The sequence below is a fragment of the Mycolicibacterium iranicum genome, from assembly GCF_002101705.1.
Taxonomy (GTDB): Bacteria; Actinomycetota; Actinomycetes; order Mycobacteriales; family Mycobacteriaceae; genus Mycobacterium; species Mycobacterium iranicum.
In genome coordinates, this window is the sequence record NZ_LQPC01000001.1 from 1 (window position 1) to 15,954 (window position 15,954).

Consider the following 15,954-nt stretch of genomic DNA (forward strand, 5'->3'; position numbering starts at 1 on the left):
GGTGCGGGTTCCGGGGTGGGGGCTTGGGCCGGGGCCTCGCTCTTGCGCACGAACTGCTTCCGGGGGGCGGCGCTCGCGCCCGAAGCGATCTCGTCGCTGGCCGGGATCGACATGTCGAGCCGGGTTTCGATGCGTTCGACGCGCTGCAGCAGCGCGGCCTCGGTGTCACTGGCCGAGGGCAGCAGCAGCCTCGCGCACACGACTTCGAGCAGAAGCCGCGGCGCGGTCGCTCCGCGCATCTCACCCAGCCCGGCGTGCACCACCTCGGCGTAGCGCGTCAGCGTGGCGGTACCGAGCCGCGCCGCCTGGTCGCGCATGCGCTCCAGGACATCCTCGGGTCCGTCGACCACACCGCGCGCGACCGCGTCGGGGACGGCCTGCAGCACGATGAGGTCCCGGAATCGCTCCAGCAGATCGGTGGCGAACCGGCGCGGGTCGTGCCCGGCGTCGATGACGCCTTCCACCGCACCGAACAGCGCCGCCGAGTCTCCGGCGGCCAGCGCGTCGATGGCGTCGTCGATCAGCGCAACGTCGGTGGCACCCAGCAGTGACAGCGCGCGCTGATAGGCGACGTGGTTCCCGTCGGCGCCGGCGAGCAGCTGGTCCAGCACGCTGAGCGTGTCGCGGGGCGAGCCGCCGCCGGCACGGATGACGAGCGGATACACCGCGTCGTCGACATCGACGCTCTCCGAGGCGACGATCTTCTCGATCAGCGTCCGCATGGTCCGCGGCGCCAGCAGCCGGAACGGATAGTGATGGGTGCGCGACCGGATGGTCGGCAGCACTTTCTCCGGTTCGGTGGTGGCGAACACGAAGATCAGGTGCTCGGGCGGCTCCTCGACGATCTTGAGAAGGGCGTTGAAGCCCGCGGTGGTGACCATGTGCGCTTCGTCGACGATGAAGATGCGGTAGCGCGACTGCGCGGGCGCATAGAACGCGCGGTCACGAAGCTCGCGGGTGTCGTCCACACCGCCGTGGCTGGCGGCGTCGAGTTCGACGACGTCGACGTTGCCCGGCCCGTTGGGGGCCAGAGCCACGCACGAGTCGCACACCCCGCACGGCGTGGCCGTCGGCCCCTCCGCACAGTTCAGCGAGCGGGCGAGGATGCGCGCCGACGACGTCTTTCCGCACCCGCGGGGTCCGGAGAACAGATAGGCGTGGTTGATTCGACCGGAATTCAGCGCCGTCGACAGCGGCTCGGTGACATGTTCCTGGCCGATGACCTCTGCGAAAGTCGCCGGTCGGTACTTGCGGTAGAGAGCCACGGGAGAAGGCTACCTAGTCGGTCCGACGGTGGACGCGCTACTTGTCGGCCAGCAGATGCTCGGCAGCCGAGAGCAGCGCACACGTCGAGAGACCGTCGATGGCCGTGCGCAGATCCGAGGTCGCGGGGAACGTCGGCGCGATGCGGATGTTCTTGTCCTCCGGGTCTTTTCGGTATGGGAACGACGCGCCGGCCTCGGTCACGGCGATGCCCGCCTCCTTGGCCAGCGACACCGTTCGCTTAGCCGTCCCGGGCAACACGTCGAGGCTGATGAAGTAGCCGCCCTTGGGTTCGGTCCAGGACGCGATCTTGGACTCACCGAGCCGGTCCTCGAGGATCTCCAGCGCAAGTGCGAACTTCGGCGCGAGCAGTTCCTGGTGACGCCGCATGTGCAGTCGCACGCCGTCGGCATCGCCGAAGAACCGCGCATGGCGAAGCTGATTCACCTTGTCCGGGCCGATCGACCGCTTGGCCGCGTGCTGCAGGTACCAGGCGACGTTGCCGAGCGAACCACCGAAGAAGCTGACGCCGGCACCTGCAAACGTGATCTTCGAGGTCGACGCGAAGATCAACGGCCGGTTGGCGTGGTTGGCCGCCGAGGCGAGGCCAAGGATGTCGACCTGCCTCACGAAGTCGTGGGTGAGTGTGTGGACGGCGTAGGCGTTGTCCCACATGATCCGGAAATCGGTTGCTGCCGTTTCCATTTGGACCAGCCGACGGACTGTCTCCCAGGAATAGGTGGTCCCCGTCGGGTTCGAGTAGACCGGCACGCACCACATGCCCTTGATCGCCGGGTCCGCGGCGACAAGCTCCTCGATGAGGTCCATGTCGGGGCCGTCGTCGAGCAGTGGCACCGAGATCATCTCGATGCCGAGGCTCTCGGTGATCGCGAAATGGCGGTCATAGCCGGGCGACGGGCAGAGGAATTTCACCCCGGTGCCATCGCGAAGGTCGTCGATCCACGGGCGGGGCGAATCCACGCCGCCGTGCAGCAGCGAGTAGACGACCGTGTCGTGCATGAACTCGAGGCTGGCGTTGTTGCCCGCGATGAGGTTGGGCACCGGTATACCGAGAAGCTCGCTGAAGATCTCCCGCAGCTCGGGCAGCCCGTGCAGGCCGCCGTAGTTGCGTGTGTCGGTGCCGTCGGCGTCCTTGAAGGCGTCGGGGCCCTCGCCTGGCAGTGCGAGCAGACCGTTGGACAGGTCGAGTTGCTCGGCGCAGGGCTTACCGCGGGTCAGGTCGAGGCGGAGGTTCTTGGCCTGCAGCTCGGCGTAGTTGCGCTGTTGCAGTTCGTGCTGTGCGCGCAGGTCGTCGCGGCCCAGCGAATGAAACGACACCGCTCGCCTTTCACCGTCGATGAACGAATTGGGGCATGAAGGGGACCCCGCGCACCCGCCAGAGCCCGTTGACCCTTGCTGCCTTCCGGCCCTGGGGGAGTTCACAGGATAGACGCCGCGCGGGGTCCACGGCGAGTGTAATACCCCGGCGCTCCTGCCCAACCAGCGAGGAGCTCAACGGCAGATTTGGGGGACCACCAGGGCGGTCGGCTACCATGACCGGCGGAGGATTCGCCTAGTGGCCTATGGCGCTCGCCTGGAACGCGGGTTGGGTTAACAGCCCTCAGGGGTTCAAATCCCCTATCCTCCGCACTGGCCCGGGGTGCGACCGGCTGACGACTCGCACGATCGCACCCCGGGCAACACGACCGAGGAGGGTTATGGGCCGCACCGCTGCGGTGATCTGGCACGCGTCGTTCTCCATCGCCGCCGGTGTCCTCTACTTCCTCTTCGTCCTGCCGCGGACGCTGGAACTGCTCGGCGACACGTCCCACACGCTCGGAACAGCTCTGCGCATCGCGACCGGGGCGTTGATCGGCCTCGCCGCGCTGCCCGTGGTGTTCACACTTCTGCGCACTCGGGCGCCTGAGTTCGGCACCCCGAAGCTGGCCCTGAATCTGCGCACCGGCTCCATCGCGCTGCATGTCCTCGCCGGCGCGCTCATCATCGCCGCCGCCATCAGCGAAATCTGGTTGTCCCTGGACACCGCCGGGCAATGGTTGTTCGGCATCTATGGGGGCGCCGCTGCTACCGCGCTTCTGGGCGTGTTCGCGTTCTATCTGGCGTTCGTCGCCGAGATGCAGCCGCCGCCTCCGAAGCCGCTGAAAGTCAAGGAGCGCACGAGTCGCCGCAGCCGCTCAGCCGACACCGCTGAGGATGAGGCGGCGGAAGAGGCTGTCGACGAGACGTCGGACTCGGATGACGCCGACGCAAATTCCAGCGCCGACGAGGTAGAGAGCGCCGACGACGGGGTAAAGGTCGTAAGTGACGAGAACGACGCCGAGGCCGCGATCGACGAGCCCGCGCTTGACGAGTCCACGGCCGGCGAGCCTGAGGCCGACGGCAGACTGCAGAATCGCCGCCCCACCGGCAAGGGAACGGTTCTCGGGCGGCGCAAGCGGACCCGCGGCGGCGTCGCCGTCGAGGACTGATGGTCTGACGTCACGTCGACAGCGACGGACGTCGCCGCCACTATTGATGGGTATGGGCATTATTCGCCGACAACGGACGCTGCTGCTGGCGCTGGCTGCGATCCTGGCGCTCCTGGCTCCCGTGGCGCCCGCTGCGGCGGCTCCCGGTGACCCCCTCGCCGCCGCCGCACAGGTGGAGCCTGCCGTCGTGCGGATCGACACCGCAGTGGACTACCAGGGCGTCGTCGGCCTCGGTACCGGGTTCGTCATCGATCCCGGTGGCCAGGTCCTGACCAACTTCCACGTCGTGCAGGGTGCTGACCGCATCACCGGCACGGTCGGCGGCAGGCAGTATCCGGCGCAGATCGTCGGCTATGACCGTGGACGCGACATCGCCGTCATCCAGCTCCTCGGTGCGGCAGGTCTGCCCACCGCGCCGATCGGCGACACCAATGTGCTGGCGCCCGGCGAGCCCGTCGTCGCCCTCGGCAATGCGATGGGCTCCGACGCGCCACTGACCCGGGAGGTCGGGACGCTGACGGCGTTCGGGCGCACGGTCGAAGCCGAGGACACCCTGACGGGCTCGACCGACGAGCTCACCGGACTCTTCGAGTTCGCTGCACCCGTGCGCGCCGGGGATTCGGGAGGTCCGGTGGTGGATTCCCGCGGTCAGGTTATCGGCGTCACGACAGCGGCGTCGGTGAACTTCCGGATGGGACCAGGTGGGAAAGGTTTTGCCATCCCGATCAATGACGCATTCGCCGTGGCCGGGCAGATCCGAGCCGGGATCAGGTCCGACACCGTCCACATCGGACCGCCGGTGCTGCTCGGGGTCGGCGTCCGCACTGCCGGATCGGACCTGCCGGGCGTGCTGCTTCAGGACGTGATGGTCGGCGGGCCCGCCGACCTGGCGGGGCTACGACCCGGCGACACACTCCTTGTGCTCGACGGCGTTCAGCTCGACTCGGCGCGCACCCTGACGATGGTGCTCGACCGGCACTATGCCGGTGACAGCCTCGACATGACGTGGATCGACCGTTCAGGCCAGACCCGCAGCGGACGGGCGGTCCTCACCCCGAGCGTCTGATTGGACTAATCGCCCGGGTTCGATCTGCCGCGAACCCTATGCTGAGCGAGTGCCCAACAATGCGCCGTATCGCGTCGTTCAATGGACGACAGGCAATGTCGGAAAGTCATCCGTCGCGGCGATAGCCGCCAATCCCACGCTCGAACTGATCGGCTGCTACGCCTGGTCGCAGGACAAGGTCGGCAAGGATGTCGGCGAGCTCGTGGGGATCGAACCGCTGGGCGTCGCCGCCACGAACGACGTCGACGCGCTGCTGGCGCTCAAGCCCGACGTGGTGGTCTACAACCCGATGTGGATCGACGTCGACGAGCTCGCGCGAATCCTCGAAGCGGGCGTGAACGTCGTGGCGTCCGCCTCGTTCATCACCGGCGGCAACCTCGGCGACGGGCGCGACAAGCTCATCGATGCGTGCCTGCGCGGCGGATCGACACTGTTCGGCTCGGGCGTCAGCCCGGGGTTCGCCGAACTGCTGGCCATCGTCGCGGGCACCGCGTGCGACCGGATCGACAAGATCACGATCGCCGAGTCCGCAGACACCACGCTCTACGACTCCCCCGAAACTGAGCGGCCCGTCGGCTTCGACATGGCCATCGACGACCCGGCGCTGCAGCCGATGGCCGCCAACGGCACCGCGGTGTTCGCCGAGGCTGTCCAGCTGGTCGCGGACGCCCTCGGAATCGAGCTCGACGAGATCACGTGCGTATCCGAGTACGCGCAGACGACAGAGGATCTCCCGATGGCGTCATGGACCATCAAGGCCGGACACGTCGCTGGGGTGTATGCGAGCTGGCAGGGGATCGTCAAGGGCAAAACCGTCATCGACATCAACGTCCGGTGGAAGAAGGGCCAGACGCTGGAGCCGAACTGGCAGCTCGACGGCGACGGCTGGAAGATCACCATCGACGGCCGACCGACGGTCAACATGCAGGTCGGCTTCCTGCCGCCGCAGGACATGATCGAGAACGCGAAGACTCTCGAAGACTTCTTCGTGCTTGGCCACATCATGACCGCGATGCCGCCCATCCACGCCATCTCGGCGGTCATCGATGCGGCCCCCGGCATCGCGACCTACAACGACCTGCCGCTGCCCCGGCCCCGAGGCGTCGTACCCACTGGCTAACCTGGCCCGGTGAGTGTCCGCGGCTGGCTGTTGTTCGCCGCGATGAGCCTCATCTGGGGCATCCCCTACCTACTGATCAAGGTTGCGGTAGAAGGGGTTTCGGTGCCCGTGCTGGTGCTTGCGCGCACCGCGGTCGGCGCGCTGGTGCTGATTCCGCTGACCTTGAACCGACGCGCCTGGGCTCCGGTGCTGGCACACTGGAAGCCCGTCGCGGTGTTCGCGTTCTTCGAGATCATCGCTGCGTGGCTGCTGCTTTCCGACGCCGAGCGGCACATTTCGAGCTCGTTGACGGGCCTGCTGATCGCGGCCTCGCCGATTGTGGCCGCGGTGCTCGACAGGCTGACCGGGGGCAGCCAGCCGTTGACCGCCAGGAGGCTGGCCGGCCTCGCCGTCGGCCTCAGCGGGGTCGCGGTTCTGGCAGGTCCGGAGCTGACCGGGGGCAGCGCGTGGCCCGTCACCGAAGTGCTGATGGTCGCGGTCTGCTACGCGATCGCACCGTTGGTTGCCGCACGCTATCTCGGTGATGTGCCCACGATGCCGATGACGGCGGCCTGCCTCGGCCTGGCCGCGATCGTCTACGCCGGTCCCGCGGCCGCGACGTGGCCCACCGAGATGCCGCAGACGCGGGTCCTCGTCGCGATCGTGCTGCTCGCCGTGGTGTGCACGGCCCTGGCATTCATCGTGTTCTTCGCGCTCATCCGCGAGGTCGGCGCACCGAAAGCGCTGGTGTTCACCTACGTCAACCCCGCCGTGGCGCTCGGCGCCGGGGTTGTGATCCTGAACGAGCCCCTCACGCCGTGGCATCTGCTCGGGCTCGGGCTCATCCTCGCCGGTTCGGTGCTGGCGACCCGGCGCCAGGAAAACCCGTTGAGTTGACGGGCCGTGTGCGGTGGCATGGAGGCATGTCCGCTGCGATCTGGCCGCTGTTCGGGCTCGAGGTCTCGGGTCCGCGGTTGTCGCTGCGCTACATCGATGACGAACTCGGGGCCCAGCTGGCCGACTTGGCGGCCGAGGGTATCCACGAACCGGCCACGATGCCGTTCTCGGAACCGTGGACGGACGCCGAAGCCCCCGTGCTGCAACGCAATTCATTGCGCCACTTCTGGCGCTGCCGTGCCGAGACCACCCATGAGAACTGGCATCTGAACATGGCGGTGCTGGAGTACGGCGACGTCGTCGGCGCGTGCTCCGTCGATGGCGTCAAGTTTCCGGTGACGCGCACCGCGACCACCGGCTCATGGCTGGGCCGCCGCTACCAGGGCAGGGGCCTGGGCCGCGAGATGCGCCAGATGGCTTTGCACTTGGTTTTTGCCGGGCTGCACGGCCAGTGCGCCCGCACCCGGGCCTGGCACGACAACGTCGCGTCGCTGGGTGTCACCCGATCGCTGCCCTACACCGAAGGCAGCTCCACGAGGGAGATGCGCCGCGGCGTCGAGGACACGATGCTGTCCTTCTCGATGACTCGGGATCAGTGGGAGGCCGTGCGCCGCAACGACATCGAGATCCACAGTCTGCAGGCCGTGCGGGAGTTCCTGGAGATCTAGCCCGCCGCCCGCAGGGCCTGCGTGACGACCTCGATCACCTTCTGCGGTTGCTTCTCCAGGAAGAAGTGGCCACCGGCGAAGACGTGGACGTCACCGCCGCCGGTGGTGTGCTCATGCCATGCGCGCGCAGCGGCGTCGCTGGTCTTCGGGTCGTCCAGCGCGGTCATCACAACGATGGGGACGCTGATGCCGACGTCGGTGCCGCGATGGTAGGCCTGCAGCGCGCGGTAGTCGTTGCGGAACGCGGGCAGGAACGTGGAGAGCAGTTCGGGATCGCTCAGCACCCGCGGGTCGGTTCCGCCGAGTTCGCGCATCACGCCGACGAGAGCAACATCGTCCTTGAACTCGCGTTCGTCACCGTAGCGGCTCGGCGCCCGCGAACCGGACGCGAAGACGGTCAGCACCGGCCGCCCCGTCGACGTCTCGTGGCGGCGGGCCACCTCGAAGGCCAGCACCGCGCCCATGCTGTGCCCGAAGAATGCCGTCGGCTTCTCGGGCAGCGTGCCGATCTCGGTGAACACCTGATCTGCCAGCGCGTCGATGGAGTCGACAAACGGTTCGGCATAGCGATCCTGACGACCCGGGTACTGCACGCCGTAGACCTCGAACTCCGGCGACAACGCCGTCGACATCGGGAAGTAGTAGCTGGCCGATCCTCCTGCGTGCGGAAGACAGACCAGGCGCACGCGGGCATCGGGCGCGGGATGGAAGTTGCGCAGCCAACGACTGCGCGGCGGTGTCGTCACGGCGCCGGGGGCGCGTCGGCAGGCGGCGCTTCGCCGGGCGGCGGTGGTGGCGGTGGCGGGGCCCCCTCGACGACCCTGAGAACGTTGGCCGACAGCCGAGCGCCCGGTGCGACCTCGACGGAGACGTCTTTGAAGATCTCAGCTTGCTGGCCGCTGACGGTGAACCTCCCGGGCTGGGGTGCCAGACCCCCGACCACCTCGTACTCCACGGTGAAGGGTGTCTCCGGGAATGGATGCAGACCAACGTATTTGGGGTCGATCGTGTACGTGTACAGGCAGACGGTGTTGCTCGGGTCGCACTGCGAGGCGGTGACGTTGACGGTGATCTGGAACTCCTTGGCGGTCGGCACAGAGGGCGGCGGCGGCGTCGGCGGCGTGTACCGGGGCGAGGTCGCTTCCTGCTGCTGGTCCCGGCCGCCGAAGATCATGAAGGAGGCGATGCCGATTCCGCTGGCGAGCATCCCGACGATCGCCACGGCAGCGAGCAACTTCCGGAGCGTAGCCTTCGCCATGCACAGCAGGGTAGCGGCACGGGTCAGTCGGCGATGCGATTGCCTGCTTCATCCCAGTGCGCGGCGACCTTCTTGCTCGGTTGCACACGCGGCGGTTCGCCCGGCATCTTCGGGTAACTCGGTTCTCTGGGTAGTTCAGGGGTGTGCGGCCCCGGTGTACCCAACGCGGTGCCAGATTAGGGCCCATGCAACCCTGCTAGCTACTACTGGGTTTGCTGTTGATAGCAAGCACCGAACTAGCGAAGCTCACGACCGTCTGGGCAGTTGCGTAAACGAAACGGGACGCCTGCCACTACTGACGCCGCGAGGAAGCAAAGCGTTGACTCCAAAGATGAAGGACCGCACCCAAACCACCTTCGTAGCGATTTAGTCATCGACATTGAGGGGATGCCGCCGCCGGCGGTCTGCGATCATGGCCCGCGCGGCTTCCGGCAAACCGTGGTCTGATGGCATGAAGACGACGATCACCTTGCTTGATCCCCTCTCCTCGCATTCCCCTGCGACCCGGGGAATCACGTACTCCTCCTCCAGCTGCTTCAGCCACTCCACCTCTGGATCAACTTCATCACCGCCGCCCGGAAGCCAGCCAACCTGCACGCCGTCGACGTAAACACCTATCGCCCACGGCGAAAGCGGCGTCCTTGTGAACTGAAGGATCGCCGTCAGAGGGCCCAGTGGCTGACGGACGACTTTTGCTCGGCGATGACTGCCAGTGACCTCACGCGGCCAACTACCTGGTACGTCCACTTCCGCAGGAGTCGGATAAGGCCCTAGCCGGACACTCGAAGCTTTCGGCGTTGATCCGCTATCGAACGCCGAGTTCGACCGCGGCTTACGGTCTTGCTGCGGTCGCGACGACCAAGGCAACCAATCCCAGAACCCCACGAAACAAACCCTATATCGCCAATTCAGTCAACACTATAGAATGATCGGATAGCTTACCCGCACCACGGACATGATGAACATGCTCAGCTTTTAGGATTCGATCACGCAACAGTGCCGAGACAAAAACATAGTCTAGACGGAATCCGTTGTAGTCTCTTGAGTTCTGCTGCGAGTAGTACGTATATTCTTTCCTGCCGGCATTTAGGTGACGCCATGCATCTACATACTTCTCTAGACGCAGAATCCTAATATTGTCCGAGAGCTTGAACGGAGTGCCCTGCGCATCTTCCTTGAGCCCGGTGTTTAAGTCGCCCAGTAGTACAGTTTTCTCATTCTTATTCGCTTGGGCGTAACGAATCACTTCGTCCCAGAAGTTCTGCTTCCGCCGTTCTCCAGAAATACCGTATCCATCTTTGAATTTACCGGTGGTTGCATCAGGAATATGGACAGCAAGCACATTCAAGTCGAGACTGTCGATTCTGACTGACAACCACCGTTCCTGATCATTCGGCAGAGTTCTAGGCACAATTTCAATCGGACGATTGGACGCAACCAAGACACTGTGGGCATTACCCTGTTCGCAGGTTGTTTCGGTGTACACGAGTCCGCTCGCTGTGAGCGAGTTTCGTAGGCCATCGAGATTTCCGTAGGTGACCTCACTCAAAGCAACAAAGTCCGGATCCAGCAGCTTAATCTCTTCCACTATTTCAGTGATTCGCTGCCCGCCACCGCGGTTTATATTCCACGCTACGAACCTCACCTTGCCCCCGTTCAGGATGCGGACGTTAATTACCTTGCGAGTTTTGCTCGAAAAGCTAACATGCACCAACGACAAGCTGCCCTGGGCAGGGCGGGGAGCCCGCACCATACGAACCTGGGTTCAGGCGCCAAGCTATCTAGCCGCCATCAATAGACGACCCGACCACGGACACACGTTCGCCGAACGTTCTCGGGCACGGGCCACCGCATCATGAAACATCCGTTGCACTGCTGGATCTTCGGACTGACTCTCAGCTTCGTAGTGCAGCCGATTCCCACACCGGCGAACGGTGTGGACTACGTAGTGGACGTCAATGCTGCAAAGTTCCTTGTGCAGCTCGGCAACTAGTTTGTACCAGCCTGGCCCACAGGCGATTTCGTTGTCGGGCCCAGTCGGCATCCTGAGGAGCACTGTGGCCAGGGCGTCTCGGTACTTGCCTGCATCGCTCGGGACGTTGAGCACTGGGGAGAGATGTGTGTCGTTCGATCCCGAAGCCTGACAGCCGGCGCACGTGTCATCGACATCCATTGTTGCGATCTCCTGAGGCTCGTCTATCACTGCGTTCGTCGGCCCACCGTCCTCTTACGGGAGGCAATCAACATAGGTACGATACGCATGGGATCGATACGCATGCGTACAAAACACTCTGGTACTTTCCGCATGAGGTCGATGGGGTTGCTGGCGTGCCAATGCCCACGCCGGATCGATCGGTTGTTAACGCCACGACTGCCGCCTTCGGTGCACGGGTCCGTAGCCGAAGGCAAGAACTCGGACTCAGCCAGGAGGCCGCTGCGCAGCGCTGCGGGATCCATTGGACACAGTTCGGCAAGGTGGAGCGTGGTCAGCGCAGCCTGCGGCTCGAGACGATCGTTCGCATCGCAGACGGGCTAGCCATTGACGCCGGTCAGCTCGTTTCCGGGCTACCCCTGCCAGAGTAGCGAGGGCGAGATCAAGATCAGCAGTAGTTGCGCCCGCCCCGGGCCATGCCTACATAGTCACCCGGCGGTCGTTCCCTACCGCAGGCCCGGGCAGTAGTGACTGAGAAGTACGCGAGTGAGTTGTTCACCACGGACGCTGACCGCCCTCACATCCCGCGTCGCCATCCTGGCAAAGTTGGTCGGGCATGTCTCGACCGCCTCTCGCGGAACAAGGTCCCGGAGTGGGACCGGAAGTCGATCGTCGCTCATACCGAGATAAGCGTGCACAAACCCCTTCACTTGCTGACTCGAACCGGCGAGATGAAGCCGAGCCCGCCCTGCATCTTGCGACTTCGTGTGAGTGATCTCGAAGCTCTGCTTCATCCTGGTGGGCCAGAACCTAGCTGCCTTCACCGCGGACCGCCCCCGGCCGGCATCGGCGACTAAGAGGTAATCCAGGTCGTAGACGTGACCGGTGTACTCTGCGGAACGGCCAGGAAGTAATGGCGAAAGCCCCAGGTTGTCGTACACGCCCCCGTCGATCATTACCACCGTGCGTGTTGTGGTCTCACCACTCCGGTCACGGAACTCATACCGTCGGGTTAGCCCTGGCAGCAAGGCCGGGAACGCAGCCGACGCTGCGACAGCCTCGGCGACGGTCACCGGTGTCGTGATCTTGCCGTACGGCGAGCATGAACTGACGTGACTTCCAAAGCGAATTGCGTTGCCAGAGGCCATGTCGGTAGCCGAAAGCACGGTGGCTAGCCCCGGATGAGTGACTTCACCTATGAGGCGCTGACCAAACTGCCGATTGCTGAGCGCTGCGACCAAGCTATCTGTGCGGTTGTGCGACCGTGACTTCGACGTGACAAGGGAGCTGCCTGTACTTCCGAGGTTTCGAACAGCGATACGCGGACTGAGCGCGCGACGGACCAGTTCGGTCTGCAGACCAGACTGCAATAGTCGCACCACTGACGCCTCGAACTCGGCGAAATCTGTGGGGCCGTATGCCCACATCGCAGCGAGTAGGCTGCCTCCACTGATACCCGAAATGACTTGCACATGCCGTAGGAGGTCGCGGTCGGCCAATGCCCGCAGGCATCCTAGACCAAAAGCAGTGGCTCGAAATCCGCCGCCCGACAGTGCAACCCCAACTCGCGGAGAGCCACTCACGACTCAATGCCCAACGCTCGTCGCCACCATGGGGCCTCAGACTGCGGCAAGGGCTGAAAGAATCCGCCGGGGAAGCTCGTTCCGACCATAGCCAGGTCCATTGGCCTTCCGCCGGCGGCGAAAAGTTGGATGGGGTCATCTCGCTCTACGACACGCACATACACATCAGGAAGCTGTCCCTGCTCTCGCCACCGATCCCACGTGTCTGCCGGACCGCCCAGGATGAGCATCAAGGCTCTCCGTCCGGTCCCTGACGGAGACACTATCCAGCCCATCCCGCGTTCATCGATAGCGCTAGGACCGGCAGGGCCGTACGGGTGGGTGTGCCACATCCCTACGAAACCGATGCGGTTGATCGTCTGATCCCGGAGTCGCCCGACAATCTCTTGAGTGCCTGCAGTGCCGTGCGCAAAGTAGCGGTCGGACAGCACACTGTCTGGCGATGGCCCGGCGGCGCCATCGATGTAGACGCAGCCCACGGCGTCATCGAACGCGCCCAAGAGCATCCCCCCGGTCTCTACGTCGCGCCCGCGAGTTCTGTTTCCCCGACGCGTTTCCGCCCGCATCTCGGCGATGGCGCGCTCCGATAGCCGCACCTCGTAACGTTTGGAGACATCAGTAGTGAAATGGTCGTTGGGCCAGTGCCACCAATGCGCCCCAGTGCTGGCCGCATCAACGCCGGGCAACCGAATGGCCACTGCCGCCGCTCCATCCTCAGCAGGGTTGGCGAGCACGGTTAGAGACGACCAGAAGAGTATCGAGGCCAAGGCTGTGGTCTGCGTTGCTGAACCGGTGAATGTCGGTGCAGAACAACCCGGTTCGGGAAAAAACATGTCCGTGCGAGGCGGCTCGGGGAAAAAATCGTTGGCAATGTCGGCAAGCGTCCCGTTAACGTCTCGGTGCACGTCGATCGCGATGCGCCTCAGAATGTCGTGGGCGCAGCCGGTGGTGCCGGTGGGCGAAACGATCCCCAACGCACGCATTGCGTTGTAGCCGAACAGGCCCGTGATGACTGGCGGCCAGTTAGCGCGTTGGGCGGCACGCGCGGTTTCAATCGCTGCACGAACGCCAACGTGGGCAGTCGCATCAACCACGAGATCGTACTGCGGAACCTCTACCTGATGCCCGACGAATAGACTGATGGCGTCGCACTTTAACGCCTCGACAGTCACCTTGGGATCAATCCCGCACAGCCGCGCAGCCAGCTGCTCGGCCTTACTGTGCCCGATGTCGCTGTCCAGGTATGGCTGACGCACCAGAATCCCAGGCTTGACCGAACCGTCGTCGACCACTGTCAGTGTGCTCGCCCCGGCACGCACACATTGTTCAGCAATTGGCGCTCCAAGCGCACCGCACCCGAGTACCAACACCCTCTTGCCTCGCAGCCAAGTCGACGGCGATCCCGCATCACGTCGATTAGTGACTTCTGCGCGATTCTCGTGTACCGCCATCCACGCAACGTCAGCACGATCGACCCAGCTATCAGCCAAAGTGCGGACATCCTTAGACAACTCGTCGGCCCGCGACTGTAATTCCGCACTCAAATCGTCCGAGCGCAGGTTGTCGACGCTTCGCAGCAATTGCATAATGTCCGTGCCGAAGTCGTCAAACCTCCACCCAGCCAAATGAGCTAGGCGTCGAGAACCCTGTGTGCGCCGCGTTGGTGTCCCCACCATCAGCACTACTGGAGCAGTGTTGTCGACTTCGGCAGAGGCGGCGATCACGTTGTTAATGGTGCAGGCCATGGTGATGGCACGGAGCAAATCCTCCCGTGCACAACCGAACTCATCGAGACTGGTAACCAGTGCAGCGCCTTTGCGTGGATACTCGATCGAGAGTTCATCGCTGATGAGCACCAATGGTGAGACGAAATAGGGGGTGCCGGTGGGTGCCGTCGGCGTGAAATCCTCCGCGAGGACGAGGGCGATGGTCTCCGGCAGCGTCATCCAGGCACGCACATCGATGCGGGTTTCAGTCCGGTCGCATAGGCCGTACACGAGCTTCGTGGAACCAGTCGTCACGGTGTCATTCCATGGCACACGCTCGCCAAGATCTGGATGCACGACGAGGCTGCCCGCGCGGGCTTTGGAGTAAACGACCGGAGGATGCAACGGCTGCCCGTCGGGATCGAGGGTGCCGTTCGCAGCGCGCTCCAACCATGTCAGGAGCCGTTCGATGAGCCCGCGCATACCGTCACCTGGGTTCCACTCCACAGCGCTGGCGGCGTAGATGCACAGGTAACGACCCCATTGGACGTGTGGAGTTCCTGCCCACCGCCGGTGGGTTACCCACACTGACGGGGGCGTGAACGGAAAGTCATCGGTGACAAGGAGTTCGAAGCGCTCCCGCCGACGAACATTGATGCCGCTACCGGTGATGATCCCCTTTGTCGCGATAGAGACATCCAGGATGAGCCTGTCGTCGTCGTCTCGGACGCTGACGAGTTGGATCGCGCCTCCGCTGACTGCCGACAGCTCCTGAATCTGACGAATGGCGAGTTCGCTCAACGTCCGAAACCTACTGGCGTATCGGGCGCCTTGTCGCCACCCCGGTCCGCCTCGATCGCCGCGCGTACTTCGTCGGGGCCTGACGTCTGTACCGCCGACCTTGCGGGTAGTGCCTTGGCCACAGCAGCTGCCGCCTCAATGACAGCAGCGAGCCGCGGGCGCCCGCCCACACCAGTTATTGCCGCGGTGCGCAGGGAAGCGCTGTCAGTCACTGTTTCGACGGGCAGCACGCCAGCGCCTACAGCGTCGACACCGAAGACCACCGGTGAGGGTGTGGCCTCGTCTCCCCATGCCATGGTGCAGATTAGGTCGTCGGCGATTTCCTCGTATCGGTCGGCGGCCATACGGTGCGGTGGGTTGGCGCCGGCCACGTCGCTGGATGGGAACACAGCGCTGCTACTGACAACTACCGCGCCAGGGCGGGCGTTTCGCTCGAAAGCGTTCAGTATGTCCATTTGCAGTTGGTCGACACCGTTTTCGTCGGGCTGGTACATGACCTTCTTGGAGCAGTGGTGCGGAGCCAACAGCAGGTCCCACTCCAGGTACTGCTCGCGGTGTTTGTACTCGCTGTAGTTGAAGATTTTCATGATGGTGTCGTGGGCGAGGTCACCGAACAACAGGACCTTGCCGTTGACGCCGGCCTCGTCTGTGAGCGTTATCTGCATGGCCAGGGACGTCTCGTTTCGCGGGGCTGCGCAGTCGTCACTGAATGGCGCGTGGAAGAACGCTTCAAACAGCCCGGCGCGGTCGTGCCCGTCGAGAGCGGTGACGGATTGTCCTGGCCACGATTTGTATCTGTCGGGCAGATCGTCGTACGGGTGGTCGCTGTGCTCGTCGTCGTAGCCGATGACAACGATGCGGTCGCCGCTGGCGGGCTCGCCTCCAGCGGCCAGAGCGGCACGAGTGGCTTCGATGCGTCGTTCGGATTCTTCGCGGAAGGCAACAGCGTCTTCGCACGGCTCGGGTGCGTCG

The 15,954-nt window shown here is 64.4% G+C and carries 15 protein-coding genes, 1 tRNA gene, 1 other RNA gene and 1 pseudogene; 7 read left to right on the forward strand and 11 right to left on the reverse strand.

Annotated elements, in window-relative coordinates:
- From AWC12_RS00005 to ffs, 3 genes are all read right to left on the reverse strand, one after another.
- Positions 1–1,265, reverse strand: a 1,265-nt coding sequence (locus tag AWC12_RS00005; protein ID WP_085171488.1) for a DNA polymerase III subunits gamma/tau, incomplete at its 3' end; no start/stop codon positions are given.
- A 37-nt stretch (positions 1,266–1,302) separates the two neighbouring features.
- Entirely contained in the window at positions 1,303–2,601 is a 1,299-nt protein-coding gene (locus AWC12_RS00010; protein WP_085171491.1) for an aspartate aminotransferase type Ic, read from the reverse strand.
- Positions 2,602–2,637: 36 nt separating this feature from the next.
- An RNA gene (ffs, locus tag AWC12_RS00015) (signal recognition particle sRNA small type) lies at positions 2,638–2,732 on the reverse strand.
- A 93-nt stretch (positions 2,733–2,825) separates the two neighbouring features.
- Here ffs and AWC12_RS00020 point away from each other — a divergent pair.
- The 6 genes from AWC12_RS00020 (at position 2,826) to AWC12_RS00045 (ending at position 7,482) form a co-directional block, all read left to right on the forward strand.
- Positions 2,826–2,911, forward strand: a tRNA-Ser gene (locus tag AWC12_RS00020).
- A 70-nt stretch (positions 2,912–2,981) separates the two neighbouring features.
- A complete protein-coding gene (lucA, locus tag AWC12_RS00025) occupies positions 2,982–3,752 on the forward strand; it encodes a lipid uptake coordinator LucA (RefSeq protein ID WP_085171493.1) in 771 nt (256 codons plus the stop codon).
- A gap of 46 nt (positions 3,753–3,798) precedes the next feature.
- A complete protein-coding gene (locus AWC12_RS00030) occupies positions 3,799–4,818 on the forward strand; it encodes a S1C family serine protease (RefSeq protein ID WP_024447211.1) in 1,020 nt (339 codons plus the stop codon).
- Positions 4,819–4,867: 49 nt separating this feature from the next.
- On the forward strand, positions 4,868–5,938 hold the full coding sequence (locus AWC12_RS00035; RefSeq protein WP_085171495.1) for an NAD(P)H-dependent amine dehydrogenase family protein: 1,071 nt from the start codon (positions 4,868–4,870) through the stop codon (positions 5,936–5,938).
- 9 nt (positions 5,939–5,947) lie between these two features.
- A complete protein-coding gene (locus AWC12_RS00040; protein ID WP_085171497.1) occupies positions 5,948–6,814 on the forward strand; it encodes a DMT family transporter in 867 nt (288 codons plus the stop codon).
- 26 nt (positions 6,815–6,840) lie between these two features.
- Complete coding sequence (locus tag AWC12_RS00045; RefSeq protein ID WP_024447214.1) at positions 6,841–7,482, forward strand: GNAT family N-acetyltransferase; 642 nt, start codon at positions 6,841–6,843, stop codon at positions 7,480–7,482.
- Here the strand turns inward: AWC12_RS00045 and AWC12_RS00050 are convergent.
- The 5 genes and pseudogenes from AWC12_RS00050 to AWC12_RS00065 all read right to left on the reverse strand — a co-directional run bounded on the left by AWC12_RS00050 (position 7,479) and on the right by AWC12_RS00065 (position 10,385).
- Positions 7,479–8,228 carry a thioesterase II family protein gene (locus AWC12_RS00050; protein ID WP_085171499.1) on the reverse strand — a complete coding sequence of 250 codons (750 nt, stop codon included), beginning with the start codon at positions 8,226–8,228 and terminating at the stop codon, positions 7,479–7,481. The genes AWC12_RS00045 and AWC12_RS00050 overlap by 4 nt on opposite strands.
- Positions 8,225–8,740, reverse strand: a complete 516-nt coding sequence (locus AWC12_RS00055) for a hypothetical protein (RefSeq protein ID WP_085171501.1) — start codon at positions 8,738–8,740, stop codon at positions 8,225–8,227. The genes AWC12_RS00050 and AWC12_RS00055 overlap by 4 nt, the downstream gene beginning before the upstream one ends.
- Positions 8,741–8,763: 23 nt before the next feature.
- Positions 8,764–8,877, reverse strand: a pseudogene (locus AWC12_RS31440) (ATP-dependent DNA ligase); the annotation flags it as partial.
- Positions 8,878–9,106: 229 nt separating this feature from the next.
- Positions 9,107–9,337, reverse strand: a complete 231-nt coding sequence (locus AWC12_RS00060; RefSeq protein WP_085171503.1) for a hypothetical protein — start codon at positions 9,335–9,337, stop codon at positions 9,107–9,109.
- Positions 9,338–9,635: 298 nt separating this feature from the next.
- The gene (locus AWC12_RS00065) at positions 9,636–10,385 is read right to left on the reverse strand and encodes an endonuclease/exonuclease/phosphatase family protein (protein WP_165762742.1); all 750 of its coding nucleotides are present in this window, start codon (positions 10,383–10,385) and stop codon (positions 9,636–9,638) included.
- A gap of 689 nt (positions 10,386–11,074) precedes the next feature.
- Here AWC12_RS00065 and AWC12_RS00070 point away from each other — a divergent pair.
- Positions 11,075–11,323: a helix-turn-helix domain-containing protein gene (locus AWC12_RS00070; protein WP_085171507.1), complete on the forward strand. Its 249-nt coding sequence runs from the start codon at positions 11,075–11,077 to the stop codon at positions 11,321–11,323.
- A 75-nt stretch (positions 11,324–11,398) separates the two neighbouring features.
- On the opposite strand, the gene AWC12_RS32005 is transcribed toward AWC12_RS00070, so the two are convergent.
- The 3 genes from AWC12_RS32005 to AWC12_RS30920 form a co-directional block, all read right to left on the reverse strand.
- Positions 11,399–12,475, reverse strand: coding sequence for a patatin-like phospholipase family protein (locus AWC12_RS32005; RefSeq protein WP_085171509.1), 1,077 nt, complete (start codon positions 12,473–12,475; stop codon positions 11,399–11,401).
- Positions 12,472–14,982, reverse strand: a complete 2,511-nt coding sequence (locus tag AWC12_RS00080) for an anti-phage 6A-MBL system cap2_3 protein (protein WP_085171511.1) — start codon at positions 14,980–14,982, stop codon at positions 12,472–12,474. The genes AWC12_RS32005 and AWC12_RS00080 overlap by 4 nt, the downstream gene beginning before the upstream one ends.
- The coding region (locus tag AWC12_RS30920; protein WP_085171513.1) for a hypothetical protein at positions 14,979–15,954 on the reverse strand (976 nt) is incomplete at its 5' end. The genes AWC12_RS30920 and AWC12_RS00080, both read right to left, overlap by 4 nt.

Coding starts and splice junctions, on each gene's coding strand:
- lucA (WP_085171493.1), top strand. CDS start 2,982: ATGGGCCGCACCGCTGCGGTGATCTGGCACGCGTCGTTCTCCATCGCC.
- AWC12_RS00030 (WP_024447211.1), top strand. CDS start 3,799: ATGGGTATGGGCATTATTCGCCGACAACGGACGCTGCTGCTGGCGCTG.
- AWC12_RS00045 (WP_024447214.1), top strand. CDS start 6,841: ATGTCCGCTGCGATCTGGCCGCTGTTCGGGCTCGAGGTCTCGGGTCCG.
- AWC12_RS00055 (WP_085171501.1), bottom strand. CDS start 8,740: ATGGCGAAGGCTACGCTCCGGAAGTTGCTCGCTGCCGTGGCGATCGTC.
- AWC12_RS00070 (WP_085171507.1), top strand. CDS start 11,075: ATGCCCACGCCGGATCGATCGGTTGTTAACGCCACGACTGCCGCCTTC.